Genomic DNA, 23,428 nt, shown 5'->3' with positions numbered 1-23,428 from the left:
GACGGCGAGTGTAGAGGTGACCCCCATACGTTGATAACGAAGGTGGTTGTTACCCAACAAGTGGACATCTCGTACGAGCATGCGAACCCACGTCGGGGCAACGAGTCGTTTCTCATCCGTATTGAGGAGGACCACACGGAGCTGACGCCCTGCGTGCTCGTCGACGCCGGCGACGGTGTCGATACGGACGAGCTGCTCGGAGAAGACGAATACCTCGCAGCCATCCTGCTTACTCACGCCCACCTTGACCACTACCAGTCCCTTGGTGAGGCACATCGTGATGGAGCCCCGATTCTGACGAGTGCCGGAACGGCGTCAATTCTCGATGACGTCCTCTCGGAAGGAGCCGATCAGTACGGACTCTCGAACACGGACGAGGTGCTTGACCGCGTCAAAGCGATCTCGGAGTGGCACGACGTTCTCGGAGACACCCTTCGCGTTCGGCCCGTTCCTGTTGGCCACGCGCCCGGCGCCTGTGGCTTCCTCATTCGCGCCGCTGACGGCGACGACCAAGTGACGATGCTCGCTACTGGCGACTTCACCGAGCGCGACGCTGCTGGCTACCGTGGCTTCGACGCCGAGGCCTACGCCGACGTGGATATCCTCTTCCTGACGGCGGCGACGACCGGAGCGTTCGAGGAGAACCTCACCCGGACTGTCGCCACGATTTCCGAACGAACCAACGCTGGTTCGCGCACACTCTGTACGGCAAGTGGGCTTACTGGGGTTCACCTCGCAATCCTTCTCGCCGGCGTCGACGACGAACTCGATGTTGACGTTCCCGTCATCTTGGCCGGGTAAGCAGCGAAGCTCTACACCGCCCTCGGCTACGAACAGGACCGTATCGAAACGGTTCCAGAGTTCGCTATGCCCGATGCCTGCTTCGAGCACGGGGCAGTGACCATCGCCGGCCCGGAAGTCCCTGTGGAGGGCAGCAGCGCCCGCCTGTTCGAGTCTATCGCCGACGACCCGAGTGCCTCACTCGTCCAAGTGCAGGGTGGGGGTACTGAGGCCGCAACCGGGAGTGAGTTCGCCGGGACTGTTTCGAGCCATCGGTTCTCGAATCACCCCTCTGAGGAAGTCCTTGACGACGTCGTTGAGACGATCTCGCCAACTCACGTCGTCGTCACGCACCAACAGGGGAAGTCCTTGGAGAGGTACAAGGACAAGTGGGACTCGTTCTCGTGGCCAACTGGATCCCGTGGGAAGGAAGTGCTCTATCGGGACGGGACCTACGTTGCTCCACCATGGGTCACTGAGTACGTTGAGCGTCGGGTACGGAACAGGGCTGGGCAGTTCGACGCCGATCGCATCGACGCTGCCCTACTGGACGCTGTCGACACAGCGCCAGCAGCACATCGGCGCGAATCAGTCGAACTCGGACGAGAAGACGTCGACGTGGAGGCGCTTCGAGAGCAGCTCCATATTCGCTCGGCGCCGAAGGCGTCGATGGAGAGTGTGGAAGCAACTGATGGTGGTTCGACGCAGGCATCGGGGGCTGCTTCCAGTAGTGACTCCACCATTGAGACTGAGTCTACAGAGGGGGACATCGTGTCCGAGGCCGAAGAGCAGACGTCGACGAGCGACGACAGCTCTGGAACGCCTGTTAGTACAAATGCGCTCACCGTCACCGTCGACCCCGCCATCGGCTTGCTTGCCCAGCAGCGTGGTCAAGCCGCTGAGACACCCTTGGCGGTGTTCGTCCGGGAGGCCGTCGACGCCTACATCGCCGACATTCTCCGAGGGGACGAACCGTGGGACGATCTCGACGCCGAAGTCGAGGCGCTCTCACTTGATGCCGGCCCGGTGCTCAGTACCCTTCTTTCGAGTGCGACCGCAGAGGGCGAGAGTGTTGAGGCGTTCGCTCTAGAGCACCTGCGCGGGGCCGTCGGCGTCGACGACGCTGACGGGGCGGTTCCGATTCGTGACGATGGCTCGATAGCTGCGTTGCTGGGTGCTGTCGTCGAGAACGAGGACACGCCGTCTGAATCGCTGGCAGATGTCGTCGAGGATGCGCTTCGGAAACAGTTCCAGTAGAGGCAGTAGCGTTCGCAACCTCTCTTCGCTACTCTAGATGGCTGGGCAGTTGCGTCACGTATGGGCTGTTCTCCCAGCTCCGACGCGTGCCAATCGCCTCGATAAGCGACCGAGCCTCCCCATCTGAGAGATAGCCGTTGCGTGCGTAGTCACAACCGGGCGGGCTCGCGACGTACTGGACGCGTGACCTCGAGGAGCACCTCGTCGCGGTGCCAGCGGAGTGACCCCAAACACTGATTACTGATTCGCTGTAAACTGTAATCAAGAACGATCCGTGTCACGCACTTCAGATCGCGCCCACGGCGACATCGTCCGGGACTTCCTCTCAGTCGCGGACCTCCTCGAGGAGCCACAGCTGGCCCAGCTGTACGCGTACCTCGCTCGGGAGGAGGAGGCGACGGTCCAGGACGTGATGGACGACCTCGACCTCGCACAGGGAACCGCCTACAGCTACGTCAACCGGCTCGTCGACACCGGCGTCGTCGACGTCACCGACGACGAGCAGCCGCGCCGGTACGCCGCCCGTGAGATCGACCTGACCGTGACGACGGCCGCCGGTGACCGAGAGTACACGATCACGCCGGCGCTCATCGACGCCGTCGGCCGTCGCGAGACGAATGCGGACATCCACACCTACATCGACCGCCACGGCGTCGCCGGCCTCGCAACGGCGCTCACCTACGCCGTCGCTCGGGAACGCGGCGAGGTGACCCACCGGTTGATGGCTGAGGATCTGGACATCTCGCCGCTGGCCGCGGAGATGATTCTGCAGGCGCTGCGGCCCGTCGTCCACGAGCACTACGACATCGAGGAGACAGGGGCAGGACTCGACGAGTTGGATATCGACGACGGCGACGCGGCTGACGACGCGTGAGCCGGCTCCACATCGCCGACACCGGCCTGTTCGTCGCGATGGGACAGCCCTCGAACAGCCGCTACAAGGCTGTTCGCCGATTCGCTCGCCGGAACGACATCACCTTCGTCCTGCCCGAACGGGTGTACGAGGAGCTGACCGTCGACGATCCCGACGTCGAGGCGCCACCCGTCGACACCGCGATCGACGAGGGATGGGCGACGGTTGCGGCGCCACTCGAGTTCTCCGAGCCGGTCGTCTCGCGGGTGATGGATGGCGTCCAGCGGTACATCGCGAACGCCGACGACCGACCCGCCGACGAGGTCGAGCGTGCCGACGCCGCCCTCGCCGCCCTCGCTGCCCAGCATCTCAGCGCGGGGACGGCGACCGAGGTGTACATCTACACGACCGATATCGCGGCCGGCGAGGTAGCCGGCGACGAGGGCGACCGCAGGCAACACGACGGCGGTGATACCCGTCACACCGACGAGAAGCTCCGTCGCACTCGTGATTGCCGTCGTGGCTTGCGACACGACGAGCAGAACCGTGAACGCCGCGTAGGCGCCGACGACACCCCAGAGGAGGCGCGAACGGCGGACGTTCGTGAAGTCGTTCTTCGCGATTCGGAGCACGCTCCCCATCACGCGTCCACCTCCGCACCACTTCCGGCGACTTCGTTTCCGTTCGTGACCGTGGTGAACAGTTCTTCGAGGGACGCGTCCTCGACCTGCACGTCCCGGACGGTCGTCACGTCGGCGGCGTGCTGTATCACTGCCGCCTTGGCGGCCGGATCGGTACAGGTCACCCGGAGCTGTGAGTCGTCGACGACCACCGAGGAGACGCCATCGATACCGTCGACGTCGAGACGAGGGTCCTCGACCGAGAGGGTCACGGTGGATTCGGTATGGAGGGTCGCACGGAGTCCATCGACGGTATCGACTGCGACGAACCGGCCGTCCCGCAGGATTCCGACGCGGTCACAGACCGCTTCGACCTCGGGGAGCACGTGGCTGGAGAAGAACACTGTCGTGCCGCGCTCAGTTTCCTCTCGGACCACTTCGCGTAGTTCGGCCATCCCACCGGGGTCGAGCCCCGACGAGGGTTCGTCCAGAATCAGCAGTTCCGGGTCGCCGACGAGTTCCGTCGCCAACGCCAGTCGTTGCCGCATCCCCGTCGAGTACTCGCCAGCCGGCCGGTCGCGTGCCTCCCGTGCCAAGCCAGTCCGGTCGAGGAGCACGTCGGGATCGTCGTCCGCGTCCTTCGCCGCGATGGCGTAGTCGAGATGCTCTCTCGCTGTCAACCGGTCGAACGGACTGTACCCCTCCGGAAGCAGCCCGACACGCTGGCGGACGTGGCGCGACTCCGTCACGACGTCGTGGCCCAGAACGGTGCCGATCCCCCCGCTCGGCGTCAGAAACCCCAGTAGGAGGTTGATTGCTGTGGATTTTCCCGCACCGTTCGGACCGAGAAACCCGAACGCCTCCCCCTCGCGAACCGTGAGGTCGAGGCCGTCGAGCGCTTTCAGGCGCCGATGCCGTCGAGCCCGGGGAGTTCTACACGGCAAAAGAACTCTACGAAGGGCTCGAAGCGTACAGACCCGATTCCGACTGGGAGGCATCAGTCATCGACGGCATCTCGAGTCCGAGCAGCCTCGCAAAAATGCTCACCGACCACAGCACCCACCCGGCAGTCACAATCAACCGGGATGGTCGGGTCAACGAGTACCGAATCGGGCGAGGAGGATCAGGGGCCGAACAGATCGACGTCGAGGGGATCGCGGACCTCTTCGAGCTGCCCTGTATGGCCGCCATGGAGGAGCGACTGCACCAAAAGAAGCCCGTCCGAAAGGACCTCTACAACTTCGCCCGGATGGTGATGTGGCTCCCCCAGTACCACGAGAGCGACATCGACGAGATCGTCGACGACCTGATGGCGGTTTTCTCCCGCTGGCCGTGGTACGACGAACAGGAAACGGCCTACCAAGTCCGCTATGAGTTCTCGAACACGATTGAGGGGGAGACGCCGTTGCCGATGAACTGCGACAACGACGATATGCAGCGGTACTGCATCGGGAAAGAGCAGTGTCCCTACTCGATCTGGGGGAGCGTTCCGTTCCCGGAGGAGATGTACGAACAGGTCGGTGGGGATGATGGTCGTTCAAGCCCGTTCTGAGGGTTGTGTAGATATTTCCGTCCAATGGGGCCCCAGCATTAGGTCGCTCTTGAGGCTGGCTAAGCTGACCGAAACCAGCGGCGAAACCGTCTCTTGCATCCAGAACTCTCCACCGGGCGAAACACACAAGTCATTATCGCAATAATGATTATCTAGATAATGACCTTCTTCGACAGGGAGGCAGAGCTCGATGCGCTGGAGGCTGCCTACGCATCACAGGAGGCCGAATACTTCGTGGTGTATGGACGGCGACGAATCGGGAAGACAGCGCTGCTGAAGGAGTTTTGTACCGATCGGCCACACATCTACTACCTCGCAGCACAGGAGTCCGAGCAGCGACAACGCGAAAAATTCGTCGAGCAGATCGCCGCTCACGTCGACGAGCGACCACCGAGGATCACAGACTGGGAGGACGCACTCGCGTATCTCTCCGAGGTGCTTGCAGACGAGCGACTCATCGTTGTCATCGACGAATTCCCGTACCTAATGGAGGAGAACGATTCGCTCCCCTCGTACCTCCAGGCATTCATCGACGAACAACTCTCAGAAACCGACTCAATGCTCGTCCTGTGTGGCTCCAGTGTGAGCACAATGGAGTCTGAGGTACTGGGTCACGAGAGTCCCCTCTACGGTCGGCGGACAGGCCAGATCGATCTGCAGCCCTTCTCGTTCCAAGATGCCCGGGACGTGATCACCTATGGATTTGAGGACGCTGTGAGATCGTTCAGCGTGACCGGGGGGACAGCGATGTATCTAACACAGTTCGACTACAGCCAATCGGTCGCTGAGAACATCCAGCAACAGATTTTGTCGTCGACAGCGATGCTCTACAACGAGCCGGAATTCCTGCTTCGAACCGAGCTCCGGAGCCCTGCACGGTATCTGAGCATCCTTGAAGCGATCGCAACCGGCCACACAACGCCCAACGAGATTGCCGGTGCGACTGGAGTCGGATCAGGCCCGCTCTCAAAGTATCTCCAGACGCTCCGCCGGCTCCGATTGATCTCTCGAGAAACACCAGTCACAGCGTCAGCAAAGCAGTCCAAACGTTCCCGGTACATCGTCGCCGACGAGTTCCTCCGGTTCTGGTTTCGGTTCGTCGAGCCGAATCGTTCGAGTATCGAAGAAGCGCCGGAGATTGTGTATGAGGGAACCATCGAGCCGAGGCTGCCAGATTACGTCTCCTCGACGTTTGAGGACATCTGTGAGGAGGCCATCTGGGAAGCCATTCGACAGGGGGAAGTCGATCCGTATTCCGACCTTGGTCGGTGGTGGTACGGTGGACAGGAGATCGATATCGTCGGCCTTGCACCAAGTGACGACAGAATTCTGTTCGGGGAGTGCAAGTGGACGACTGAACCGGTGGGCTACGGGCTCGTCAATTCACTAACTGAGAAAGCTACCGACGTCCGGTGGGGACCCTCAGATCGGACAGAGCGATTCGCACTATTTTCCCGAAGTGGATTTGTCGATGGCCTTGCCGAGGACGTCGACGAGAACTGGTTGCTGTTCGGTCCGGACGAACTCGACCAGCTCATGTGAAGAAAATCGGGAAGCCCGGTCAGTCCTCCCCTTCCGGTGCCGCTTCTGCAGGAGCGTCTTCATCGAGCAACTCGCTTTCCTCGCCCTCGTACAGTTCCCGCAGGTCCTTCTTCGAGAACTTCCCAGTGGCGGTCTTCGGGATCTCGTCGATGAACTCGAAGCCGTCCGGGACCCACCATTTCGGGTACTCCTCGAGGAGCATCTCTCGGAGTTCCTCGCTCAACTGCTCGCGGTCGGTCCCCTCGGGCGCGACGACCATCGCCACGGGTCGTTCCTGCCAGCGCTCGTGTGGCACACCAATCACTGCCGCCTCGCTCACGTCGTCGTGGGCCATGATCGCGTTCTCGAGTTCCTGTGAGGAGATCCACTCCCCACCGGACTTGATCACGTCGTCGGCGCGGTCGACGATCTCGATGTAGCCGTCCGTGTCGACGGTGACGATGTCACCGGTCCGGAGCCACGACCCGTCAAAGTCTTCCTCGTTGGCCGCCGGCCGGTTGAAGTACTCCATCGTCACCCACGGCCCGCGGACGAGCAGCTCGCCGAAGTCCTCGCCGTTCCAGTCGATCTCGTCGCCGCCGTCGCCGACCACCTTGAACTCGAGGCCGGGGACGATCAGCCCCTGTTTCGACTTCACGTCGAACTGCTGCTCCTTCGGGGCGTCCTTGAGGTCGTGTTTTAGGTTCGCGACCGTCCCGACCGGGGACATCTCGGTCATCCCCCAGGCGTGGACGACCTCGACACCGAGTTCGTCGTACTGCTCGATGAGCGCCTTCGGCGCCGCTGCCCCACCGATGACGACTCGGTCGAGTGAGGAGAGGTCGACGTCGTTCTCCCCGACGTACTCGAGGAGGCCGAGCCAGACCGTCGGGACGCCCGCAGCGAGCGTCACACCCTCCTCTTCGATGAGTCGGGCGATGTCCGACGGGTCCGGCGACGGTCCGGGGAAGACCTGCTTGGCCCCGGCAGCAGCCGCCGTGAACGGCATCCCCCAGGCATTGACGTGGAACATCGGCACGACCGGCATCACCACGTCGGAGTTGTCGATGCCCAGCGCCTGTGGGACCATCGTCGCCATCGTGTGGGCGTGGAGCATCTTGTGGGTGTACTCGACACCCTTCGGCATGCCCGTCGTCCCCGAGGTGTAACACATCCCCGCGGGCTGTTCCTCGTCGAGCTCCGGGAACTCGTAGCTCGTCGATTGGTCGCCGATGAACGACTCGTAGTCGGTGATCGGTTCCAGTGGCAGGTCGGGCACCTCCGAGCCCATGATCACGAACTGCTCGACGCTCTCGAAGGCCTCGGGGTCGTACGCCGAGGCGAGCTTCTCGGCCAGCGACGGATCGACGAAGATCAGCTTGTCGTCGGCGTCGTCGACGATATGCTGGATATGTCCATCCGGCAACAACGGATTGATCGTGTGGAGTTGCGCCCCGAGGTTCGGGACAGAGAAGTACGTCTCGAAGTGCCGGTCGGTGTTCCAACACATCGTCCCGACACGGTCCCCCGTTTCGACGCCGGCTGCTTCGAGGGCGTTCGCCAACTGCCCGACACGGTCACCGTAGTCGGCGTAGGTGTACCGCTTCATCCCCTCGTGGGTCCGGGCGACGACTTCCCGCTCCGGGGTGATGTTTTGTGCGCGCCAGAGGAACGGCTTCAGGGTCTGTTGATAACCAGTCACACATAGAGTCGTGGTAACAACTGTAATAGTTTTTTGTTCGGTTTGTTTATACGTTAGATAGAGTAGCGGTAGCCGTGGCTCGCTCGATGCCTCCGAAAAACAGGGGCTGGCCTTTCACTTCGTCACAGTCGTCGAACGGGGCGGCGGGTCCGAACGCCGACGGCCGGGTTCGGAGCGCGTTGGAGAATCCGTGGGACCGGGCGCAGCGTTAGTCGTCTGCGATAGCGCTCTCCTCGGTGGCCGCACAACGGTTCGGACCCAGTTCGAGTTCGGTCTCTTCGTCCGTGTCTTCCGGTTCGTACTCGCCGGCGTTTGTCGCGATGACCCGCTCGTAGTTCGGCGGCTTCGACGGGAGGTTCTCGAACATGTGGTCGACGAACTCCTCTTCGGGCAGTCGGAGGATCTCGTTGTTCTCCCAGAGGTAGCCAACCGTCGAGAACATCGGCTGGCCCGGGGTCACGTCGACGTACTCGCCGTCGTCAGTGACGGAGAAGTGCCCCGGGAGGATCTTCACGTCGTTAGGCGCGGTCATGATCGCCTGGTGGAGCGTGTCGTACTGGATACGGGCGCCGTCGCGGGCGTCCGCGTCAGCGAACTGGAGTTCGGTCCGGCCGATGGACTCGACGAACAGTGTATCGCCCGTGAGCAGCGCCTCGTTGTCGACGAGGTACGAGGTCATCCCGGTCGTGTGGCCGGGCGTGTGGACCGCCTTGATCTCCACGTCGCCGAGTTCGACGGTATCGTTCGGCTCGATCGGGTCGAACTCGAACTGTGGGTCCCGGCTCTCAGCGGGCGCGCCGAGGTGGTACGGCACACCGAGACGGTCGGCCAATCGGCGACCACGCGAGATGTGGTCGGCGTGGATGTGCGTATCGAGGACCCTCGTGACCGCTAGTCCCCGCGATGTGGCGGCATCGAGGAACTCGTCGGTCGCCCGGGTCACGTCGATGAGCGCGGCTTCGCCAGCCCGCTTCGAGCCGACGAGGTAGCCGAGACAGCCCTTCGACCGACGCTGGAGCTGGACGACGACGAGGTCGTCGTTTTCGGTGGCGATGGGAACCTCGTCGTACACCATGCTCCAAGCCTCCATGCCGCCGTCGACGGTCTTGACGTCGTCCGCGTAGCCTTCAGCCTCCAGGTACGTGGCGAACTTGCCGGCGGAGCTCCCCGTGGCGCAGATCGTCACGACGGTGTCATCGTCGCCGATCACGTCTGGGTCGAACTCGCCGATCAGTTCGTCGTCGTTGCTGGAGTACTCGACGTTCCGGGCGTCGGCGATGTGCCAGTCCTCGAAACTGTCCGGCGATCGTGTGTCGAAGAGGACGAACTCCTCGTCGGCATCGATCAGGTCGCGCAGTCGTTCTGCAGTGATTGTCTCGACCATCTTCATGGTATTGCACGGTGAGTACACGTATAACCGTTCGAGCGGCGAGAATAATTTGTCGCAGACACGTCGGTGCGCGTCCGTTATCGAAAATATCTCCGGTATTTTGGACGGTCTAGAGTTCCTTTAGCTGAGTTAATAACTTCTTACGCGTGCACGATAGGCTGGTACCGCGGCAACAATGTGTTTATTACTCCCGTGGACCGATATTGGGAGAGAAATGCAATTCTTCGACGCCGAAGACACGCTGGAGGACCTGCCGCCCAGCGCCAAGTTCATCTTCAAGGAGCTAACCCGCGAGGGGTCGATGACGCTCAAGGGGATCACCGAGGCGACGCTGTTGGGCTCGCGGACGGCCCGATACGGGCTGGAGAAGCTACAGTCGGCGGGATTGGTCGAGAGCGCACCTGCGATCCACGACGGCCGACAGACCTGTTACAGTGTGCGGGCCCGACCGATGGGTGGCGATCGGACGGGCCATCCCGAACGGCTCCTCGTGAGCCCGGACGCCGCCCGGGAGATGCTCTCAGCGTTCGAGACCGACGATCCCGAGTTCCGGCTTATCGAGGTCTCGACGACGTACGACGAGGGACACGTCCCGGGCGCGGTGGAGCTTGACCCACAGCGGGACTTCAGCGACGCCGGCGGCCGAACCGTTCCTGGCAGGGAGCGCCTCGCCTCGATTCTCGGCGAACGGGGAGTCACAGCCGACAGCACGGTTGTTCTATACAGCGACGGCATGAACGAGTTCGCAGCCTTCGTCTACTGGGTGCTGAAACACTACCGGCACCGAGATGTCCGCTTGCTCGACGGCGGCAAGCAGTACTGGACGGAGAACGACTATCGGACGACTCAGCGCGAGCCGGACGTTACCCCCGTTCAGTACGACGCCCAGCCCCCGAACGATCAGATTCGGGCGTACCGTGACGACGTATACGACGCGCTCTCGACGGACGTTACGCTCGTCGACGTCCGGTCGCCCGAAGAGTACCGCGGGGAAACGACCGTTCCCGCCCGGGCGTCCGGCCACATTCCGCGGACGGTAAACGTCGAGTGGACGAGCGTCGCCCGGGAGAACGGCCGGTTCGAGTACTGGAACGGACTCGAGGAGACGTTCATCGACGCCGGCGTCGAGGAGGGCGACGAGATCATCCTCTACTGTAACGTCGGCGAGCGATCCGCGCTCGTCTGGTTCGTGCTCTCGGAGCTGTTGGGCTACCCCCACGTCCGGAACTACGACGGCTCGTGGAGCGAGTGGGGGAACCTCGTCGACGCTCCCGTCGAGTCGCCGGATCGGGATTGAACTACCCAGCTATCGGCTCGTGAGGGCCAGGTACGCGAAATTATTTCCTCAGCTCCTCAGATCGACGTTCGACCCCGCAACATTCCCCGTAGCGAAGGCGACAGATGCCGTTCCGCCGTATATCGTACAGTATGGACCACATAGTGGTACTCGGTGCAGGTGTCGGGGGCGCGATGAGCGCGAACATGCTCGATCGGCGCCTCGACGACGACACGCAGATCACAGTCGTCGACAAAGGCACAGAACACGCCTATCAGCCGTCGTACTACCTGTTGCCGTTCGGGTACATGGAACCGGAAGACCAGTTCCGCGATATCCGGGAGATAATGCGCCCGGGTGTCGAGTTCGTCGAGGACGAGGTTACCGGTGTCGACCCCGACGCGAAGACGGTCGACCTCTCGGAGGAGACCATCTCCTACGACTACCTGATCGCCGGCTTGGGCAATCGACTAGGCGGCGAGTCGATACCGGGGATGATGGAGGGGTGGGAAGAGACCGAGTCGGTCTTCCCGTTCTACTACTTCGAGGCGGCGATGGACATGCGGGAGGGGCTGAAATCGTTCGACGGCGGCACGTTCGTCGTCAGCGTCCCTGACACGCCGTTCAAATGCGGTGGTGCGCCGCTGAAGATGACGATGCTCGCCGAGGACTACTTCCGGCGACAGGGGATTCGCGACGACGTCGACGTGGTGATGACCAAGCCCGGCGACGCCGTCTTCGGGGTCTCCCCGTACCGCGAGAAGCTCGAAGAAATCTGGGCCGAGCGGGACATCGAGTTCCGCGGCAACTTCACCGTCGAGGAGATCGACTTCGAGGCCCAGGAGATACACTCCATCGAGGGTGAAACCCAAGAGTACGACTTCTACGCGCCCGTGCCGCCGCAGTTCGGCCAACCGGCGCTGACCGAGAACTCGCCGCTCACCGAGGGCGACGACGAACACGGTGGTGAGTACGTCACTGTCGACGAGAACACGATGCAACACACCGAGTACCCGGACGTCTTCGGTATCGGTGACGCCGGCGACACGCCGAACGCGAAGACGGCGGCTGCGGCACGGAAGCAGGCCCACGTCGTCGTCGACAACCTCGTCGCCCACATGAACGACGGTCGGATGACCGCCGAGTACCACGGCTACGCCGCCTGCCCCCTCCTGACGAAGAAGGGGAAGGCGATGATCGCCGAGTTCGACTACGAGAACAGCATCTCGGCGCCCGTCGAGAGCCGGGCAAACTGGATTCTGGACATCAACGTCCTGCCGAGCGTGTACTGGAACGCGTGGCTTCGAGGGTACGACCCCCTCCCCTAACAATGGCATCCAATGAAAACACCGCCGACACGACCGCCCCCATCGAGGGCGACCGCGAACTCGCACGCGTCGTCGAAGAGAACGACGCGGAACTCGCCGAGCTACTCCGGCTCCTGCTGACGGCCGAGGACCTCGCGGGAGACCTCACCCCCGAACTCCGGGAGGCCGTTCACGAGAACCGGGAGCCCCTCGGTGAACTCCGACTCGCCTTCGAGCGCGAGGAGACGCTGACGCTCCTCACGAAAGTCGGCACCGAGGCCGACACGCTTGTCGAGCTACTCGACATCCTCGCGGTGTCGAAAGAGCTCACGGACGACCTCGTGCCAGAGCTGCTGGTCGCGGTCCGGGAGAACCGGGAGACGGTCGAGCGGCTCCGCGGCTCGTTCGAAGACGAGCAGACGCTGATACTGCTCGAACGCCTCGGCGACAACGCCGAGACGCTGACGGAACTGCTCGACCTCCTCGATGCGACCCACGACCTGGCGACCGAACTCACGCCGGAGCTACAGGAGGTCGCACAGGACAACCGGGACCTCATCCGCGAGTTCCGGATGGCCGTCGCGGGCTTCAGCGACGTGCACGGCGAACAAGAGGTGGACATGTATCAGCTCGGCCGGAACGCTGGCAACATGATTACCACCATGGAGACACTCGGCGATCCGGTGGTCACCGACGCCGTCGACGCCACTGTCGAGGGGTTCACACGAGAAGACCCGAAGCCGGTCGGCTTCTTCGGGCTCGTCGGCGCACTCTTCGACGCTGACGTCCGACGGGCGCTCGGGCGGCTGGTCGCGGCACTGCGGGCGCTCGGGCAAGCCGACCTCGGTGACGACTGAGCCGCGGCCCCGGTCGCGGCAATTATTCTCCGTTCCCGAAAAATCCCGCCCGTGGTCCGAAAGAATAGCCCGTTGAATCCTCGTTTAACCGGCCTGTCCCCGAGTTACGGCTGTAATGAGTGAGCGACCTGCGGCAGCTGACGGCGTCACTGCACCGGGGATCGGTGACCAGTTCCCCGGACTCACGGTGGAGACGAGTCAGGGCGAGGTGTCCCTTCCCGATGACTACGAGGGGTCTTGGTTGGTGCTGTTCAGCCACCCCGGGGACTTCACGCCGGTGTGTACCTCGGAGTTCGTCGCCTTCGAACAGCGCCGCGGGGAGTTCGAGGAGCTGAACGCCGAACTGCTCGGCCTGTCGGTGGACCGCGTCCACTCCCACATCAAGTGGACCGAGTGGATCGGCGAGAACATCGGTGTGGACATCGAGTTCCCGATCATCGCCGACGATCAGGGCACGGTCGCCCAGTCGCTCGGGATGATCCACCCGGGCGCGGGCACCGCGACCGTCCGGAGCGTCTTCCTCGTCGACCCCACCGGAACAGTCAGACTCGTGTTGACGTACCCGATGGAAATCGGCCGGAACATCGATGAGATCCTCCGGTCGCTGCGCGCACTGCAGCGAAGCGACGAGGCGGAGGATATCGCCGTCCCCGCCGACTGGCCCGAAAACGAGACCTTCGGTGATCGCCTCCTCCTCTCGCCGCCCAGCACCGTCGACGAGGCCGAGGCCCGGACAGCAGAGGCCGAAGCGGCGGAGGACATGGAAGCGTATGACTGGTGGTTCGTGACACAGTCGGAGTAACGCGCTACTGAGGGAGGGTCGCCCGGACGACTACCAGCGGCATTCACACACAATATATGATCGACGCAGTCATCGCCAGCAGACTTCAGTTTGCGGTGACGACGATCGTCCACATCATCTTTCCAGTGATGAGCATGGGGCTTGCGCCCTTTCTGATATACTTCACGTGGAAAGAGATCCGGACGGACGAACAGGTGTACCAACAGCTACGCGAGTTCTGGACCAAGGTGTTTGCCATCAGCTTCGTCGTCGGGACCGTGACCGGGATCGTCCTCGAGTTCGAGTTCGGGACGAACTTCGCCGCCTTCTCGACTGCGGCCGGCGAGCTCTTCGGCGGCCCTCTTGCGATCGAAGGGATGATGGCCTTCATGCTGGAGGCAACGTTCCTCGGAATCTTCGTCTTTGGTCGCGATCGAGTCACCGATCGACTGTACATGCTCTCGAGCGTGTTCGTCGGCCTCGGGACGTGGTTGTCCGCGCTCTGGATACTGATCGCGAACTCTTGGATGCAGACGCCACGAGGGTTCGAGATGGCGATGCAGAACGGCCAGCCGGTCGTCTCGCTTGTCGACCCCATCGCGGCTTACGCGAACCCGCGGTTCCCGTGGATGTACGTCCACATGCAGAACGCGGCCGTGCTCTCCGTCGCACTGTTCATGGCGGGCGTCGCCGCCTACTTCGTCTGGATGAACCGCGACACGGCGTTCTGGCGCAAGACGATGAAGATCGCACTCGCCGTGCTCCTGATCTCCGCCCCGTTGCAAGCGATCCACGGCGACGCCTACGGCCGACACGTCGCCGAGACCCAACCGCAGAAGTTCGCAGCGATGGAGGCGCAATACGATACCGATTCATCAGTCGGTCTGAAACTGTTAGCGTTTCCGACAAGCTTCTCGGACATCACCGACCCGCGCGCGGAGAACCTCTTCGTGATCGAACTGCCCTTCGTCGCGTCGATCTTGGCGAGTGGGGGTGATCCGGGCGCCTCGATCACCGGCTTGAACGACATTCCCACGGAGGCCCCACCGGTCGCCATCGTTTTCTGGGCGTTCCGTGCGATGGTCGGGCTCGGGATGTGGTTCATCCTGCTCGCGTTCTGGGGCGGAATCCGGTGGTATCAGGGTCGACTCTTCGACGACGACCTGCTGGCAAAGGCGCTGGTCGGCTCGTCGCTCCTCGGTATCCTCACCGTCGAACTGGGCTGGATCGTCACAGAGGTCGGCCGGCAGCCGTGGGTGATCCAGGGGGTGATGAAGACGAGCGCCGGCGTCTCCCCCGGCCTCACCGGGGCTGAGGCACTCGCCACGCTTGTCGGCTTCGTCGGGGTGTACTCGGCCCTGCTCGTTCTCTACAGCTACGTCCTGACGCGGCTGATCCGCGAGGAAGCACCCACCCGCGCTGCGACGCCGACGGGCGACGGCAACCGGGGGGTGACCGTTCCGAACGATGATTGAGCCCACTGCCCTACCGCTGTCGACGCTCGCCGACGGCCCGCTGTTCGGCCTGCCGCTGACGCGGCTCTGGTTCGGACTGCTCTTCGTCGTCTTCGGGACGTTTCTCGCGCTCGATGGCTTTGACTTCGGAGTCGGCGCGCTGTTCGCTACGCGTGACGACGACGGCGAGCGCGAGCAGTTACTCTCGGCGATCGGGCCGTTCTGGGACGGGAACGAGGTGTGGCTCGTCGTCTTCGGCGGTCTCCTCTTCGCCGTGTTCCCGGTAGTCTACGGCGACTTGTTCAGCCGCCACTACCTCCTGATGTTCGCGATCCTCGGGTCGCTCATCCTGCGTGGCTTAGCTCCGGAGATGTACGAACAGCGCCACGACCGCCAGTGGCAGCGGTACTGGGGCCGGGCGTTCATCGTGGGCAGCCTCGCTGCCCCGTTCACTCTCGGCGTGTTCGTCGGCAACTGGCTGTTCGGAGTTCGAGGCGTCGCCTCCGCGGCGAGCCTGACGATCGGGCTGGCGGTCGTCGCCCTGACCGTCGTCGACGGCGCCGCGTTCCTCGGACTGAAGACCCGCGGGGACCTCCGGTTGGAGACGCGCCTGTTCGGCCACGTGGCACAGGTCGCCTACCTCGTTCTCGCAGTCGCGGCCCTCCTACTGGGCCGCTCGGCGTCCCACATCGACGTCACTGCGCCGACGACGCTCACGTTGCTCGGTGTGACAGTGGTGCTCGCAGCCGTCTACGTGACTGCCAGCCGCCGGGGGCGACATTACGTGGCGTTCGCCGCCGTCGCTGGCCAGGTGTACGGACTCGTGGCGTTGGTGGCCACGCTGCTCTACCCGCTGGTGGACCCCGCTGTGGGCCGAACCGCAGAGGCCGCCATCGTATCCCCACTCCCCCTCAATCTGACGACTATCGGGGCGGCGCTGCTGTTACCGCTGGTCGCAGTCTACTTCGTGGTTCTCTACTCGGCGTTCGATGGGCCGGTTGACGAGCCCGAGGCCTACTCCTGAGGCCACGCGGGCGGACCCTTTCTCAGGAACGGTTTGTCAGGAACGATTCGGAAAACGGAGCCGCGCGACACGGGAGCGGGCGACGTGTATCGAGAGGCTCGATCAGGCCCGGTGCCACTTCCGGTAGAACCCGACGGCGAACAGCGACAGGAGGGACCCGATGCTGACGTTGCGTGCGAGCTTCCCGACGTTCCCAGTCATCGAGAACTGCAACAGACCGACGCCGACGAGAAACGCGACGACGACGCCCGCGAGGACGAGGCTCCACGTCGCTGCGTCGGCTACCTCCGTATCGACCGTCACGGCGGCGTGGCGTTCGGCGAGAGGTCGATCCCCGCTAAGAGGAGCCCAGCCCCGACGAGCACGGTCAGTCCGAGGGCCGTCACGACATCCCCCATGCTGAACACCCAAGCCGCGGTCGCGGCGCTCGCGAGAGCCCACAGCATGCCGGCGATCAGCAGGGGCCTCCCAGATGGGTCGAGGTCGACGTTCGGAACCATGGCAGTTGTTCATAGGCAGCGAGCGTGCATATACCCGAACTTCCCCGAAATCGTGTCCGGCATCCGCCCGTCGAGCTGGAACGGCGGAAGTTCTGTCGGGGATACGCACTGCTCCGAACGGGAGGCGGCGACGATGGGCTCAACGCCATTGAACGCGTTCGTGTTCGGTCCGACCGGTCAGGGGAAGACTGTCGGTATCTCTCTCAAACCGGCCAACTGCAGGAGTACGCCGACAAGGAGGGCCTTGATCTCCATGTGGTCCACGTCCGCTGCAAGGGGATCGACAAGAGCTACCACGTGATGGCGCATCTGCTGAAAGAACTCCGCGAGAAACGCTTCGGACCTGGTGAAGAACTCCCGAGCGGCTACCGGAAAAAGAGGCTGCTGTCGATGATCATCGACGAACTGGAAGCGATCAGCGGGACAGTGATCGTGATCCTCGACGAGATCGACGCCATTGGCAGCGACGACTACATCCTCTACGAACTCCCGCGAGCCGAACCAGACGACGTCCGACTGTTGATCATCGGTATCACGAACGATCTCCAGTTCCGAGAGGGTCTCGACGCCGACGTCCGCTCCTCGCTTGGCGAGGACGAGATCGAGTTTGCACCCTACGACGCGAACCAACTCCGGGATATCCTCGCACGCCGTGCGGCTGGTGCCCTTCGGGACACAGAGGTCAGCGACGAAGACGAGCCGTTCGCCACACTCGACAGCGACATACTCACCGGCGACGTGATCCCGCTGACTAGCGCACTCGCTGCCCAAGGTTCCGGCGACGCCCGAGAGGCGATTAAACTGCTGTTCCGGGCGTGCCGCTTCGCCGATGACGCCGGCGAATCGTCCGTCACCGAACAGCATGTTCGCGGCGCCCACCAGTACCTCGAGCAGGCGGCCGTCGAGAGGGGTATCCAATCGCTCCCACTCCAGCGTGCGCTCGCGCTCTTGACCGTCACGCACGCGACGATCATCGGCAACGAGGTCTCAGAGACGAAAGACCTCCACAACCTCTACGAAGTTTTCTGTGACCACATCGACGCCACGGCGATCTCCGAGCGGCGGTTCCGTGACAAGCTTAACGACCTCGGCGACTCGGGAATCCTCTCAAAGGACACCCGTGGCCGGGGACAGGGACTCGGGAAAACGAACCGCTACGAGTTGGAAGTCAAGGCCGAAACCGTCCTCGACAACCTCACCGACGACAGCCAGATCGAGCACGTCGTTGACGAGATGCTCAGCCCACGTTTGGAGTAGGGAGAGGGGGGATGTCCATTGTAATCCGGCACCCGGGACGGGGGTACGTCCGAGGTAAACGGCTACTCGTCCCTCGGTCGCTTCCGCTGTTGGCGAAGCCATGCCGGAGCCGGTGAGGCCCGTGTGGCCGGACTACCGACTCGCCGTCCGTTCGCCCGTGTAGGCGTCGAACCAGTCGGTCACGACCCCTTTCAGCGCCCCCGTCGTGGTCCCGAGGTTCAGCATGTCGTAGCCGTTGGCCGCTTTCTCATTGACGTCGTCGATCCCGAACCCGAGGCCGGCGACGGGAACGCCGGCATCGACGGCCGCTGAACGAACCGTCTCGACGGCTTCCTGCACCTCCGAGTGATCGAGTTCCCCGGGATGACCCAACGAAACCGAGAGGTCGAGCGGGCCGACGAAGACGAACCCCAGTTCGGGGACCGCGAGGATTTCCTCGAGGTTCTCGAGGGATTCCTCGGTCTCGACGGTCACGCCGACGAGCGTCTCCTGATCCTCGGCCGTGGTGTAGTCGTCGACGAGCCCCCAACGGCTGGCCCGCGGTGAGGCGAGTCCGCGATCACCGGGCTCGCCGTCGTAGTGGAACCGAGCGGACTTGACCGCCTCACGGACCTCCGTCGCCGTCTCCACGCGCGGGAGAAAGACGTTACGGAACCCGAGATCCAGCGCCTTCCGGACCAGTGTCGGCTCCGTGTCGGGGAGTCGAAGGAGCAGTTCGACCCCCGTCCGTTCGGCGGCGCGGAGGAGGTCCTCCATCAGGGTCGCGTCCCAGGGATCCGGGCCACCGTGTTCGAGGTCGATCCAGACGAAGTCGAGATCGAGTTCGCCGTAGAACTCCACGAGCGTCGGGCTGTACGTGTTGTCGAGCACGCCGAGCGCGACGCCGTCGCCCTCGAACGTGGCCGCGAGGCCGTTCGTCGGTGCTGTATGGTCCATCCACGAGTATTGCGGCCCAGACGGCAAACATCTGTTGCACAGGTTACAAAGTCCGATCAGTCGGGTTGCCACATCGATGACGGTCACGACCCACAGACCGACCGTTCTCCTCGGCGTTCCTCCCCAAGGCCTGTCCGTTGGTTCCAGCGCATTTTGACCGATGGCTCGGTGGTCGAGGTGGTCCCAGCCCATCGAACGGAGTTCACGGTGAGTGCCCTCGGAGCGGCACCGTTATCCGACTACGTCGGTTCGATCGAAACGGGTTCCGCCTAGATCACGGATCCCAAGCCCGCCTGCTCCTACAGGTGGGCGCTCTACCATCCAGAGAGCGCCCCGCTTCGCCAAAGTTCGGTACCCGACTCGATTCGGTCCTGCTGAAAGCCAGGAATAGCCAACAAGGTCTCCCGTATAGCGACGCCCCGCCCTCTCGCGCTCGTGGTTTAGTAGTTGGAAAACGTGTTTACTGACAGCAATGAACAACCAGCACGCGGATACGTTCACCTTCGACGGCGGAGAGGTCCAGCCGGGCGAGACCGAGCAGTTCCGGTTCCCGGTGAGTGAGACGTACCTCGCCGACCCCGTCAGGATCCCCGTGACGGTCATCAACGGCGCCGAGCCCGGTCCGACGGCGTTCCTCTCGGCGGCGGCTCACGGCGACGAACTCAACGGGATTGAGGTGGTTCGCGAGGTCGCACAGGAGTGGGACCACGGGAACGTGCGTGGGACCATCGTCTGTCTCCCCGTCCTCAACGTCCAAGGGTTCACGACACAGGAGCGGTACCTACCGATCTACGATCACGACCTCAATCGCTCGTTCCCGGGGAAGCGGGACGGCACGAGTTCAAGCCGGATCGCCCACGAGATCTACAGCAACTTCGTTGCGCCCTGCGATTTCGGCCTCGACTTCCACACGTCGACGCGGGGGCGGACCAACATGTTCCACGTCCGGGCGGACATGGGCGACGACGCTACCGCCCGGCTCGCCCGGGCGTTCGGCACGAGCCTCATCATGGCCGGGGAGGGCTCGCCGGGGATGCTCCGCCGGGAGGCGACCGAGGACGGCGTCCCGACGATCACCCTTGAGATGGGCGAGGCCCACCGGTTCGAACGCGACCTGATCGACCACGCCCTCGAAGGGGTCCGAAGTGTGTTCGCCGAGTACGGCATTTACCCACAAGAGACCGTCCGCTGGCCCGGCTGGCGGACCATCGTCGAGAACTGGGGCGAGAAAACGTGGCTCCGGGCCGACGCCGGCGGCATCGTCGAGATGCAGTTCGAGCGCGGCGACCTCGTCCACGAGGGCGAAACCATCTGCCGGATCACGAACCCGTTCAAGACCGACGAAACGGTCGTCGGGGCGCCGTTCACCGGGCTCCTCGTCGGGGTACTCGAGAACCCGGTCGTCCACCCGGGGAACCCCCTCTGTCACCTCATCAAGCTCGCGGACCAACAGGAGCGGATCATCGAGGAACTGACCGGGACCAAACACATTGGACCGTGAGGTTGCAGTTACGGCAGTGTCGAAGGCGGCCCGTGAAAGCCCTGAGCAGCGCCTGACGCGGTCACCGGAACCGCTCGGGTACCTGACTGAGTAGCTTGACGGCGCCGGTCATCAGGCGCGCCCAAACCGCATCGGGCAGCGGCCCGGAGTCGATACGGACGCCCCGTTGGACGGCCACCGTCTGTGGTTCGGTGTACTTCAACAGTCCGTCGTCCCCGTGTCGGCGACCGATCCCCGAGTCGTCGACGCCACCCATCGGCGCGTCCACCGACGCCCACGAGGCGGCGTAGCCTTCGTTGACGTTCACGGTGCCGCAGTCGATGCGTTCGGCCACGCGCTCGCCCCGGTCCCGGTCGCCGGCCCAGACCGACGCGTTCAGCCCGTACGGCGAGTCGTTCGCCCGTTCGATGGCCTCCTCGACGCTGTGAACGGGGAAGAGGCTCACCACCGGCCCGAACGTCTCCTCGTCGTAGAGGGTCATCTCGGGGGTGACGCCTTCGAGCACCGTCGGCTCGTAGAAGAACGGGCCGATGTCCGGGCGGGCGCGGCCGCCGGCGAGCACGTCCGCCCCCTTCTCGACGGCGTCGTCGACGTGGCGTTCGACCTTTTCGAGTTGGGCGGCGGACTGCAGCGACCCCACGTCCGCGCCGAACTCGAACCCGCTGCCGAGGTCGAGGTCTTCGGTGGCGGCGACGAAGGCGTCGCGGAACGGTTCGTACACCGACTCGTGGACGTAGAGCCGCTCGGTGCTGATACAGAGCTGCCCGGCGTTCGGGAAGGAGGCCCGGATCGCCCCGTTGGCAGCCGTTTCCGGGTCGGCGTCGTCGAGGACGAGCAGCGGGTTCTTCCCGCCGAGTTCGAGCGAGCAGTCGATCAGCGCCCGCCCCGCCCGTTCGGCGACGCTGCGGCCGGCTTCGGTCGACCCGGTGAAACAGACGTAGTCCACCCGATCCACGAGGCCTGCCCCGACGCGCTCGCCGGTGCCGGAAACGACCTGAAACAGCTCCGGCGGGAGGCCGGCGTCAACGAGGAGGCGACGGGCCAGCAGCGCCGAGTGGGTGGTCTCCTCGGCCGGTTTGAGGACGACGGCGTTGCCCGCAAGTAGCGCCGGGAGGGCGTCGGAGACGGCGAGCGTGACGGGGTAGTTCCACGGCGCGATGATGCCGACGACACCTTTCGGCTGGCGGTGGACCGTCGTCTTCGTCAGTCCCGGGAGCGCGCCGCGACGGCGCTCGCTCGTCAGGAGGTCGGGGCCGGCATCGGCGTAGTGAGTGGCCGTCTGTGCCACGTCGAGCACCTCTTCGAAGGCGTCCCGACGGGTCTTCCCGGTCTCAAGTTGGGCCATATCGAGCAGTTCGGCCTGGTCGTCGAGAACGCGCTCGGCGTAGCGCTCCAGCACGGCCGCTCGCTCTTCCACCGGTCGATTGGCCCACGCCGTGCGTGCGGCGCGGGCGCGTTCGACGGCAGCGTCCACGTCCGCCTCGGTGCCCGCGGGAATCGACGCCAGCACGTCGCCGCTGAACGGCTCGATCACGTCCAGTTGCTCACGCTCGCCGGTCACGACGAGGTCCTCCCGGAGGGATGCGAGTCGGTTCGCGCCGACTCGGTGCTCGTACATGTCCGCCAGTACGAAAGTGCGGGGGATAAGCCCGCTGTTGCCTCGGGCGGGATAGGGGGGCGTCTGCGTACATCATTTTTGCCGTCGTGGCCCGTTTGTGGGGGGAATCGACCGGGAGGGGAAATCGATCCGGCCCGGTCTGGACCTGGACGTGTTGTTCTACGGCACCGAACTGCTTGTCGACCGGACGGTGCTGGCCGTCGGCGGCGACGGCACCATCGTCGAAGGCCGTCCGGGAGCGTAGCGGCGGGCTGGTCGGTTGGCAAACGAGAGGGACTTGGGACTGTTCGCGGCCAGCGTAGCGGTTAATGGACACACAGTTGAAACAGCTCTACACGGATGCCCCCAGACACAGAGACGCTGTTAGTTCCCGTCGCGAACCGTGAGACGGTCGATCGGCTGTTGGACACCGCAATCGACATCGCGTGCGGTCGATCGATGCGCGTCGTCGTGATCCACGTCATCGAGGTTCCCCCACAGGTGCCGATCTCCGAGGGAAGGAGGCTCGTCAAGGACGACGGCGAAGAACGGACGCTGATCGACCGGGCGACCGAACAGCTCGAAGCTGCCGATGTACCGGTGGAGTCACGGCTGCGCTACGCGCGGGACGTAGCGACCGGGATCGTCGGCGCCGTCGACGACAACGATGCCGATACACTCCTGATGGGCTGGCGTGGCCGCCCGCGCCGCCGTGGCATCGTACTGGGTCGCTTCCTCGATCGGGTGCTTGGCGAAGCGCAGTGTGACGTCCTTGTCGAGCGCATCCGCGGCGAGACGAGCGGGGTCGACTCGATACTGGTTCCCGTTGCCGGCGGGCCACACGGGGAGCTCGCCGTCGAGCTTGCGGGCACGATCGGCGAGCAACAAGATGCCGTTGTCAATCTGCTTCACGTACTCCCCCCGACGGCGACCGATGAACGTCGACAGGAGGCACAGACCGTGCTTGACGAGGCCGCGGCGTTACTCGAGGGGAGTACCGTCGAGGTCGCGACGACGATACGGGAGAGCGACCACGTCGCGGGGGCGATCACGGACGAAACCGTCAGCCACGACCTCACGATCCTCGGCGCGACAGGGGATTCGTTCCTGCGGCGGAAACTGATCGGCTCCGTCGCCGGGGGCGTCGGGAGAGCGGCTGCGAGCTCGGTTATCCTCGCTCGCCGACAGTCCGGTGAGGAGGAAGGCAGAGTGGGTCGGTAGGGGCGGAGCGTCTCCCAACAGGGTCACCAGCCACGCTCCGGG

Annotated in this window: 21 protein-coding genes and 3 pseudogenes; 17 read left to right on the top strand and 7 right to left on the bottom strand. The window is 64.0% G+C overall.

Annotation, left to right across the window (positions count from 1 at the left end):
- Positions 1-60: 60 nt before the first annotated feature.
- The 5 genes and pseudogenes from NO998_RS15635 to NO998_RS15620 all read left to right on the top strand — a co-directional run.
- Positions 61-801 carry an MBL fold metallo-hydrolase gene (locus NO998_RS15635; RefSeq protein ID WP_267647978.1) on the top strand — a complete coding sequence of 247 codons (741 nt, stop codon included), beginning with the start codon at positions 61-63 and terminating at the stop codon, positions 799-801.
- A 66-nt stretch (positions 802-867) separates the two neighbouring features.
- A complete protein-coding gene (locus NO998_RS15630; RefSeq protein WP_267647977.1) occupies positions 868-2,037 on the top strand; it encodes a hypothetical protein in 1,170 nt (389 codons plus the stop codon).
- Between the two features lie 155 nt (positions 2,038-2,192).
- Positions 2,193-2,261, top strand: a pseudogene (locus tag NO998_RS15875) (DUF7558 family protein); the annotation flags it as partial.
- Between the two features lie 50 nt (positions 2,262-2,311).
- Entirely contained in the window at positions 2,312-2,911 is a 600-nt protein-coding gene (locus NO998_RS15625) for a DUF7437 domain-containing protein (RefSeq protein ID WP_267647976.1), read from the top strand.
- Positions 2,908-3,324, top strand: a pseudogene (locus tag NO998_RS15620) (PIN domain-containing protein); the annotation flags it as partial. The gene NO998_RS15625 and the pseudogene NO998_RS15620, both read left to right, overlap by 4 nt.
- Before the next feature lie 206 nt (positions 3,325-3,530).
- On the opposite strand, the gene NO998_RS15615 reads toward NO998_RS15620, so the two are convergent.
- A complete protein-coding gene (locus NO998_RS15615) occupies positions 3,531-4,508 on the bottom strand; it encodes an ABC transporter ATP-binding protein (protein WP_267647975.1) in 978 nt (325 codons plus the stop codon).
- On the opposite strand from NO998_RS15615, the pseudogene NO998_RS15610 reads away from it, so the two are divergent.
- A pseudogene (locus NO998_RS15610) lies at positions 4,400-5,062 on the top strand (primase-associated protein); the annotation flags it as partial. The gene NO998_RS15615 and the pseudogene NO998_RS15610 overlap by 109 nt on opposite strands.
- A gap of 159 nt (positions 5,063-5,221) precedes the next feature.
- A complete protein-coding gene (locus tag NO998_RS15605) occupies positions 5,222-6,604 on the top strand; it encodes an ATP-binding protein (RefSeq protein WP_267647974.1) in 1,383 nt (460 codons plus the stop codon).
- 19 nt (positions 6,605-6,623) lie between these two features.
- Here the strand turns inward: NO998_RS15605 and NO998_RS15600 are convergent, their stop codons facing one another.
- A complete protein-coding gene (locus tag NO998_RS15600; protein ID WP_267647973.1) occupies positions 6,624-8,285 on the bottom strand; it encodes a long-chain fatty acid--CoA ligase in 1,662 nt (553 codons plus the stop codon).
- A gap of 208 nt (positions 8,286-8,493) precedes the next feature.
- Positions 8,494-9,669, bottom strand: coding sequence for an MBL fold metallo-hydrolase (locus NO998_RS15595; RefSeq protein WP_267647972.1), 1,176 nt, complete (start codon positions 9,667-9,669; stop codon positions 8,494-8,496).
- 220 nt (positions 9,670-9,889) lie between these two features.
- Here NO998_RS15595 and NO998_RS15590 point away from each other — a divergent pair, with 220 nt between their 5' ends.
- From NO998_RS15590 to NO998_RS15565, 6 genes are all read left to right on the top strand, one after another.
- Entirely contained in the window at positions 9,890-10,972 is a 1,083-nt protein-coding gene (locus tag NO998_RS15590) for a rhodanese-like domain-containing protein (RefSeq protein ID WP_267648217.1), read from the top strand.
- A gap of 104 nt (positions 10,973-11,076) precedes the next feature.
- On the top strand, positions 11,077-12,279 hold the full coding sequence (locus NO998_RS15585; RefSeq protein WP_321169533.1) for an NAD(P)/FAD-dependent oxidoreductase: 1,203 nt from the start codon (positions 11,077-11,079) through the stop codon (positions 12,277-12,279).
- A gap of 2 nt (positions 12,280-12,281) precedes the next feature.
- Positions 12,282-13,115, top strand: a complete 834-nt coding sequence (locus NO998_RS15580) for a helical membrane plugin domain-containing protein (protein ID WP_267648215.1) — start codon at positions 12,282-12,284, stop codon at positions 13,113-13,115.
- 115 nt (positions 13,116-13,230) lie between these two features.
- Positions 13,231-13,917 carry a peroxiredoxin gene (locus NO998_RS15575; protein ID WP_267648214.1) on the top strand — a complete coding sequence of 229 codons (687 nt, stop codon included), beginning with the start codon at positions 13,231-13,233 and terminating at the stop codon, positions 13,915-13,917.
- 56 nt (positions 13,918-13,973) lie between these two features.
- The gene (locus NO998_RS15570; protein WP_267648213.1) at positions 13,974-15,371 is read left to right on the top strand and encodes a cytochrome ubiquinol oxidase subunit I; all 1,398 of its coding nucleotides are present in this window, start codon (positions 13,974-13,976) and stop codon (positions 15,369-15,371) included.
- Positions 15,364-16,374, top strand: coding sequence for a cytochrome d ubiquinol oxidase subunit II (locus NO998_RS15565; RefSeq protein ID WP_267648212.1), 1,011 nt, complete (start codon positions 15,364-15,366; stop codon positions 16,372-16,374). Before NO998_RS15570 ends, NO998_RS15565 begins: the two co-directional genes overlap by 8 nt.
- Before the next feature lie 102 nt (positions 16,375-16,476).
- Here the strand turns inward: NO998_RS15565 and NO998_RS15560 are convergent, their stop codons facing one another.
- Positions 16,477-16,677 (bottom strand): DUF8073 family membrane protein, encoded by a 201-nt coding sequence (locus tag NO998_RS15560; protein WP_267648211.1) that lies wholly within the window; start codon positions 16,675-16,677, stop codon positions 16,477-16,479.
- On the bottom strand, positions 16,674-16,874 hold the full coding sequence (locus NO998_RS15555; protein WP_267648210.1) for a hypothetical protein: 201 nt from the start codon (positions 16,872-16,874) through the stop codon (positions 16,674-16,676). Before NO998_RS15555 ends, NO998_RS15560 begins: the two co-directional genes overlap by 4 nt.
- A gap of 255 nt (positions 16,875-17,129) precedes the next feature.
- On the opposite strand from NO998_RS15555, the gene NO998_RS15550 reads away from it, so the two are divergent.
- Entirely contained in the window at positions 17,130-18,131 is a 1,002-nt protein-coding gene (locus NO998_RS15550; protein WP_267648209.1) for a Cdc6/Cdc18 family protein, read from the top strand.
- 132 nt (positions 18,132-18,263) lie between these two features.
- On the opposite strand, the gene NO998_RS15545 is transcribed toward NO998_RS15550, so the two are convergent.
- A complete protein-coding gene (locus NO998_RS15545; RefSeq protein WP_267648208.1) occupies positions 18,264-19,067 on the bottom strand; it encodes an HpcH/HpaI aldolase family protein in 804 nt (267 codons plus the stop codon).
- Positions 19,068-19,539: 472 nt separating this feature from the next.
- On the opposite strand from NO998_RS15545, the gene NO998_RS15540 reads away from it, so the two are divergent.
- A complete protein-coding gene (locus NO998_RS15540) occupies positions 19,540-20,568 on the top strand; it encodes a succinylglutamate desuccinylase/aspartoacylase family protein (protein WP_267648207.1) in 1,029 nt (342 codons plus the stop codon).
- A gap of 61 nt (positions 20,569-20,629) precedes the next feature.
- Here the strand turns inward: NO998_RS15540 and NO998_RS15535 are convergent, their stop codons facing one another.
- On the bottom strand, positions 20,630-22,186 hold the full coding sequence (locus NO998_RS15535; protein WP_267648206.1) for a succinic semialdehyde dehydrogenase: 1,557 nt from the start codon (positions 22,184-22,186) through the stop codon (positions 20,630-20,632).
- A gap of 97 nt (positions 22,187-22,283) precedes the next feature.
- Here NO998_RS15535 and NO998_RS15530 point away from each other — a divergent pair, with 97 nt between their 5' ends.
- On the top strand, positions 22,284-22,430 hold the full coding sequence (locus tag NO998_RS15530; RefSeq protein WP_267648205.1) for a hypothetical protein: 147 nt from the start codon (positions 22,284-22,286) through the stop codon (positions 22,428-22,430).
- 95 nt (positions 22,431-22,525) lie between these two features.
- Positions 22,526-23,386, top strand: coding sequence for a universal stress protein (locus NO998_RS15525; protein WP_267648204.1), 861 nt, complete (start codon positions 22,526-22,528; stop codon positions 23,384-23,386).
- Positions 23,387-23,428 lie beyond the last annotated feature (42 nt).

Source organism: Halolamina litorea, from assembly GCF_026616205.1.
Taxonomy (GTDB): domain Archaea; phylum Halobacteriota; class Halobacteria; order Halobacteriales; family Haloferacaceae; genus Halolamina; species Halolamina litorea.
Note: the sequence above shows the minus strand (reverse complement) of the source record. Positions and strands in the feature narration are given on the sequence as shown.